This is a genomic window from Micromonospora sp. NPDC004540, from assembly GCF_040610095.1.
Taxonomy (GTDB): Bacteria; Actinomycetota; Actinomycetes; order Mycobacteriales; family Micromonosporaceae; genus Micromonospora.
The window spans coordinates 1-6,412 of the sequence record NZ_JBEXLR010000171.1; the positions used below are offsets into that span (position 1 = coordinate 1).

General features: G+C 72.3%; 5 protein-coding genes and 1 pseudogene. 1 reads left to right on the forward strand and 5 read right to left on the reverse strand.

Features of this window, described 5'->3' with window-relative positions; all coding sequences use genetic code 11:
- Positions 1-218: 218 nt before the first annotated feature.
- On the reverse strand, positions 219-800 hold the full coding sequence (locus tag ABZV78_RS30945) for a hypothetical protein (RefSeq protein ID WP_355644288.1): 582 nt from the start codon (positions 798-800) through the stop codon (positions 219-221).
- Positions 801-917: 117 nt separating this feature from the next.
- Here ABZV78_RS30945 and ABZV78_RS30950 point away from each other — a divergent pair, with 117 nt between their 5' ends.
- Positions 918-2,306, forward strand: a complete 1,389-nt coding sequence (locus tag ABZV78_RS30950; RefSeq protein ID WP_355644290.1) for a hypothetical protein — start codon at positions 918-920, stop codon at positions 2,304-2,306.
- Between the two features lie 76 nt (positions 2,307-2,382).
- Here the strand turns inward: ABZV78_RS30950 and ABZV78_RS30955 are convergent, their stop codons facing one another.
- From ABZV78_RS30955 to ABZV78_RS30970, 4 genes and pseudogenes are all read right to left on the reverse strand, one after another.
- Complete coding sequence (locus ABZV78_RS30955; RefSeq protein WP_355644292.1) at positions 2,383-2,685, reverse strand: hypothetical protein; 303 nt, start codon at positions 2,683-2,685, stop codon at positions 2,383-2,385.
- Between the two features lie 202 nt (positions 2,686-2,887).
- Complete coding sequence (locus ABZV78_RS30960; protein WP_355644294.1) at positions 2,888-4,798, reverse strand: ATP-binding protein; 1,911 nt, start codon at positions 4,796-4,798, stop codon at positions 2,888-2,890.
- A complete protein-coding gene (locus ABZV78_RS30965; RefSeq protein WP_355644296.1) occupies positions 4,795-6,045 on the reverse strand; it encodes a DUF4255 domain-containing protein in 1,251 nt (416 codons plus the stop codon). Before ABZV78_RS30965 ends, ABZV78_RS30960 begins: the two co-directional genes overlap by 4 nt.
- Positions 6,042-6,412: pseudogene (locus ABZV78_RS30970) on the reverse strand (hypothetical protein); the annotation flags it as partial. The gene ABZV78_RS30965 and the pseudogene ABZV78_RS30970, both read right to left, overlap by 4 nt.

Here is a 6,412-nt window from a genome sequence, read left to right on the forward strand (position 1 = left end):
CAACAGAAATCCGACGCTGAAATCCGACGCTGCCTCAAGCGCTACACCGCCCGGCACATGTTCCGGCTCATGGAAACCGCCGGAAGGACTTGACGAGCCATAGAAGCGTCATGCGAGACCAGGCATGCCAGCAGACGGTCTGTCGGGTCTCGGGACCTGCGTGACACATCGGTATCAGGACCTGTGTGACACTCCGCTGAGTGTTGGTGGCGATTGGCTCAGACGCGCAAACCCGATGCAGCAGCCTCCTCGAAAGACATCGCCAGCGGACCGCAATCGAGATTGAGCGCGTGCAGGATCGCACAATGCTGCTCCTCTGCCCTCAGTCCCGCCCGGCTGAGCGCAACGCCCAGCTCCGCCTCATCGATCGGCGCGACGCCGAGCCCCGCGAATGCAGCCGGATCGGCACCATAGGCACCCGAGGGCGGGCTCGCGCCTGGCGGATACGGTCGGCCGAGTAGGTCGTACAGGATCTCATTGTCGTCGTCGTCCCATGTCTCTACGAGATAGGCCTGATCAGACAGGTACTCGTGGTAGCTACGACCATCGCGGAACAGCGTGGCCACCATGACATCGGAGTCGAACACGTCGAACGACGCGGCCATGCTGCCCGGGGCCTGGCTCAGCAGCTTCGCCAGGTTCTCAGTCTCGGCGTAGATGCCGTCCTGCTGGGACGGCACTACCGCCCACCGACACTGAGCGACCGGGATGATCACTGCTACCTGCTCCGACACAGAAACCGCCGCACGGACGTCGACGAGATTGCCCGTGGCGAGAATGGTCTGGTAGCTGCTGCCCATGAGCGGAGATCGTACGGGCCCGCGCAGGAGAGACAAGATCGTCTAGCACATGTCGCCGCAGCGGCTCACGTGGCGTGCGCGGTAGTCAGATTTGACCCGCTGGCGGACGATGATCCGGTGAAGCTGCGGCGCCCGTACATTGACCGAGTCGTCGCCCTGTTGTTCGGGATGCTGCTGCTTGCCGGAGCGGCCTCTGTCGCGTACCGAACGGTGACGGAGAAGATCGGCTGGTTCGGCTTGTTCTTCTGCGGGGCGGTGGTGCTGTTCGGCCTGGCGATTGGTGGCTCACTCGTGCGGCACGCGGTGCTGCCGTTCCGGGTCGATGTCGACACGCAGGGCTGGTCGGTGCGGACACCGAAGCTCAACCACCACTTGCGTTGGGACGAGATTGCCGCAGTTGTGCTCGCCGAGGCCCCCGCAACGGCGCGTCAACGCGCCGCGGCGTCCCCGCGGCTGTTGTTGGTGCCGGCGGCAGGGGTAAGCCTAGGAGTCCCGCTCACCGAGGAGAGCCCGGTGGACGGCCAGGCGGCCGTGGAGCTGTTCCGGCTTAACGAGGTGGACTACGAAGAGGGCCAGCTCGCGCGGAACTTGGCGGCGATGGCCGGCGAAAGCTTCCACAACCTCTGCCGAAAACTAAACCGGCCCGCCGGAGCGATTCCGCTGCACCGCTTCCCCGACGAGCCCGACCGCACCCGGCTGACTCGGTGGCTGGACCGGCGCAAGGCCCTGCTGTTCGCCGGCTGGTACCTGCTCGTCCTTATCCCTTCGCTGCTGCTCATTGGCTTGGCGGCGCAGCGAAGTGAGCTGCTCGGCAGCGTCGTACTGGTCGTATGCGTGGTGGTGATCGGCAGCGCCACCTTCAAGATCTGGCTCACCTTCGGCAGGTGCCGGAACCTGGCCGACGGGGCAGCGATGGTCGACGGGGCGGACCTGGTGACCGGCATTGACAATCTGGGAGACCGAACGAGCCTGCATTCCGGAATCGTCAACGTGCTGCAACCGGGCTCCCTGAAGGGCTACGGCAAGGCATGGCTGCTCACGCACACAGGACACAAGGGGCGTCCGATACCCGACCTGCTGCTCAGCGATCCACGCACCGGACGGCTACGCAGCCGCGACGACCTCCGCGCATTGGAAGCCGCCCTGCGCGCCTCCTCCCACGAACGGGACCGAGCCGCGGCGCGCCAACTCGACGAACTGGTGACGCAGGCACCGGCATCTGAGGCATCGTCCGGTACGCCGTCATCGGAAGCGCTGCCTGCGTCCGCATACGCACTTGCCCTCTGGCACGCGCTGAAAGGACTGGGGCGCGCTGTCGTGCTGCTCGGCGTCGTACTCACCGTCGCGCTCGCGGGAGGTTGGGCAGGCGAGAGCTCCGCCTTTGTGGGACCCGCCCTGTTCGTCGCCGCTATCTGCCTGTTCGGCGTGTGGATCCTGTACGCGCTGTACCGCACGCTGGGGCTCCTCGACGCGCTGCTCACGATCGCAGCGCGCCCGTTCCGCTGACGCAGCGCACGTAGACCGGTCCGGGCTGCCCGAGGTTGCCCCGCCGAGGCGGCGGCCGGAGCATGGTGTGGCTTGTTCAGCCTGCTCGGCGCGACCGTTCCTGGATCAGGCGCCAGAAGATGCGCATCGCAAGCACCACGATCACGACCACGGCTGGTATGGCCAGAAGAGTCCAAGGCCTACCGAGCAGGTTGGCGGTCCCGAGCAGGGCGAGTGCAAGACCCTCCCAGAGCAACTCGCGCCCGCTGAGAAGTTCTCCGCGAAGCGGCTGCTGGCCCTGCTGTCTTTCTGTCCACAGGCGCCGCACTGCTTGTAGCGTGAACACCACACCGAATCCGAGGCAGACCGGGCCCGCTAGCCAGTTCAGCGCGTTCGGCACGTTACCTCCTGGAGGCTTGCTCGGCTGCCAGGGGGAAGCATCGAGCGATGGGCCGATCTTGTCATCACCCTCGACTCTCCGCCGGCCGCATGTCCGCCATGGCTTCCGGCCGTGCCTGTCGTCCACGATGGCTCGGAGTCGCGCACCTCCGACGGGTGGGGAAGCTTCCCAGGGACGTGAACCCTGAACTTGTGAACGAGAGTCAGCGGCCGCCCAGGGAACGCCCGTTCTTGGCCAGCTCCCACCGGGTCGCCGTGGCCACCTGCTCCCCGGTGATCCGCTCCCCGTCCGCACCCAGGTAGGCGGCCGTCAGCGCCGCCGCCGCGATCCCGCCGCCGGGCAGGTCCACGGCGGCGAGCCGCCCCGGGTCGATGTCGGCCGGTACGCCTGCCGGGAACGCCCGCCGCCACATGGTCTCCCGGGCGGCCCGGTCCGGGTAGGGGAAGGTCACCACGATCCGCAGCCGGCGCAGGAACGCCTGGTCCAGCACCGACCGGGCGTTGGTGGTGAGGATGGCCAGCCCGGTGAACGACTCCATCCGCTGGAGCATGTAGCCGACCTCCAGGTTGGCGTACCGGTCGTGGCTGTCGCGCACCTCGGTGCGCTTGCCGAACAGGGTGTCCGCCTCGTCGAAGAGCAGCACGGCCGCGCCGTCCTCGGCGGCGTTGAAGACCCGGCTGAGGTTCTTCTCCGTCTCGCCGATGAACTTGCTGACCACCTGGCTGAGGTCGACCACCACGAGGTCCAGGCCCAGCTCGTGGGCGATCACCTCGGCGGCGAGGGTCTTGCCGGTGCCACTGGGACCGGCGAAGAGGGCGGCTGTGCCCAGGCCACGGCTGCTCCGGCCGGCGAACCCCCAGTCGTGCAGCACCCGGGTGCGGTGGTGCACGGCCGCCACCAGTGACCGCAGCTGCGCCACGTGGGTGTCCGGCAGCACCAGGTCGGCCCACCCGGCGCGCGGCCGGACCACCCGGGCCTGCCCGCCGTAGCGGCTGCGGGAGCGGGCCCGGCACGCCTGCCACAGCGGAGTGCCGGCGGCGGCGTCCCCGGCGGCCTGCTCCAGGTCGGGCAGGGCCAGGTCGAACACCCCGGCCACCGCGGCCGCCTCGCCCGCCGCCCGGTCCGCCAGGTGCCGGTCGAGCGCGTCGTCCAGCGCCGCGGCGCGTTCAGCGATGGGCAACCGGGGTACGCCCACCAGCACGCCGTCGGCCAGCACGGTGTCCACGGCGCCGAGTACGGCGACCGGGGCGGGCAGCGTGCCGAGGGCGCGGATCAGCGCGCGGGTGTCCTCGGGGCGGGCCCCGTCGGCGTCGAACGCCCAGGCGGCCGGTGCGAGCAGGCTCTCCCGCCCGATCAGGCGCAGCAGCCGGTCGCGGTCGCGTACCGCGGAGGGAAGGTCGGCCACGGCGACCAGCCGCAGCTCGCGGCCGGCGACGTGGGCCGCGGCGGCCGCGACCACCGGCAGGTTGGCCGGCTGCGGTCCCTGGAGGACGGCGGGGCGGCCGTGCTCCCAGACGGTGCGGATGGTGGCGGCCACGACGGCGAACGCGGGCGGCAGCGGGGCGGGCGGCGGGACCGGCCGGGCCACGGCGGCGAGGTCGGGTTCCAGGTAGCGGACGCCCATGAGGTGGTGCAGCACCCGTTCCTCGGTGACCAGCGGGCTGCCGGTGGGGGTGTCGGGGTCGAGCAGGCGGATCAGGTCCCAGCGGCGCAGCGGTGCGTCCGGGGTGAGCGCGCTCCAGTGCGCGCCGGACAGCGCCGCCAGGGCGAGGCCGAAGGTGGGGCGGGGCTGCCCGTGCGCGGCGGTGAGTTCGTCGGCCACCTCGCCGGCCAGTTCCGGGCCGGTGGACAGCAGCAGCACGGCCCGCTCGAAGCCGGTGAGCCGCAGTGCGGCGGCGAGCGCGTCGAGCGCGCTCGGCCGGTCGAGCAGCGTGCGGGCCGCCGCCAGCCGGCCCTCGGCCGCGGCGAGTTCCGCCTGGTCGGCCTCCCCGGGATACGCGACGAGCCGCACCCGCAGCACGTCCAGCTCGGCCACCAGCGCCAGCCGGTTCGCCTCGTCCCACGGCACGCCGGGCGGGCCGGCGGGGCGGGCCCGGCGGTCGGCGGCGGTCACGGCACGGTCAGGGCGGGCGCGCCGTAAACCTCTCCGACCAGGTCGGGCAGGCTCTCCACGCCGTCCACCTGCACCCGGACCAGCCAGTCGCCGGTCGGTACGTCGCCAGCGGCGAGGGCGATCCGGTCCTGCGGTGCGGCGTCCGGGGCGAGCGGGGCGAGCCGGACGGCCAGCGCGTCGGGTTCGCCGGCCGGGCCGGGGGTGAGCCGGGTGAGCAGGACGGTGGCGCGCTGCCGGGCCACCAGCGGCGGGTCGACGCCGAGCACGATGTCGGGCGGGCCGTCCACCACCGAGGCGGTGGGGCGCACCAGCAGCGGCAGCGTGTTGGAGCCGGTGGTGACCCGGGCGGGGGCGCCGCCGGCGGCCGGCGTGACGTGCGCGACCCGGACGCCGTGCAGCCCGGCCGGGACGCTGCCATCGAGGGTCACGGCCAGGGTGGAGCCGGTGCCGCCCGGCTCGGGGGTGAGGACGGCGGGTCCGACGTGGACGCGGGTGGTCTGCCCGGGCCGTCCGCGCAGCCCGGCGCCGCGCAGTTCGACCCGGTCGCCGGTGGCGGCGGTCCCGCCGGGCGGATCGCTGACCAGGGCGGTCAGCACGGCGGGTCCGCCGGCCAGGACCGTGACGGTGCGCTGCCGCACCGGCAGGGCCCGGCGTGGGGTGACGTCCGCCTCGACCAGCGCGGCCGTCGCCACGTACGTCTGGGAGAGCTGGTGCGGGGTGGCGAAGGTGGCCCACAGCTTGGACATCTCCTCCACCGACAGCGTGTAGGGGGCGACCTTCACCCGCTCCACCTGGTCGGCCAGGTCGGACTCGGCGAGGAACGCGGTGGGCACGTCGTCGGCGTACAGGTCGATGGCGGCCGTCACGAGGTCCCGGGTCAGTGTCGGGGTGACCGCGAGGGCGAGCACGGCGCGGCCGAGCAGCCGCTGCGCGTCCAGGGACTCGGCCTCCCCGTAGCAGGTGAGCAGGTAGTACAGGTCGAGCGCGGCGACCGGCCGGCGGGTGAAGCCGCCGTCGCGGCTGCGGGTGGGCAGGTCGGTGAGGTTCCAGGCGTGGTTGGGGCGCACGTCGTACAGGTAGATGTTGATGCCGGGCGTGGAGACCAGCGTGGTGTCGGAGAGCTGGTTGGGGCGCAGGGTGGTGACGGTGGCGCCGCCGACCGGCCCGGGGTGGGTGGCGTCGAGGGCTCGTTCGAGCACGTACCGAAGGGTCGAGGTGACCGCGGCGATGGCCAGGCCGTTGCTCATCGGCCCTCCCGGCGGCGGGCGAGGTACGCGGCATGGTCCACGGTGGACGGCGCCGGGGGAGGCGGCGCGGGCGGCGGCGGTGCGGGGGCGCGGGTGACCACCACCCGGTCGATGTGCAGGTGCACGTCGCCCGTCGGCGCGGGGTTCTCCGCCGTCCCCGGCGGCGGGGTGGGCGCGGGACGGACCGGGCCGGTGCGCACCTCGGCGGTGCCGGGCCGGGGCGGCGCGTTGTTCGGCCGGTCGACGAAGACGAGGCGTTCACCGGGTTCCACGGCGCGGCGGGCGATCAGCGCCGGGCCGAGGCGTTCCCGCAGCAGCCGGGCCAGGTCGGGCGCGGTGGCGCGTACCGGGGCGGGGGTGGGCCGGC

What these genes read in the sequence shown, in the direction of transcription:
- ABZV78_RS30945 (WP_355644288.1), bottom strand. Translation starts at nt 800, where the DNA reads ATGGGCAGCAGCTACCAGACCATTCTCGCCACGGGCAATCTCGTCGAC.
- ABZV78_RS30965 (WP_355644296.1), bottom strand. Translation starts at nt 6,045, where the DNA reads ATGAGCAACGGCCTGGCCATCGCCGCGGTCACCTCGACCCTTCGGTAC.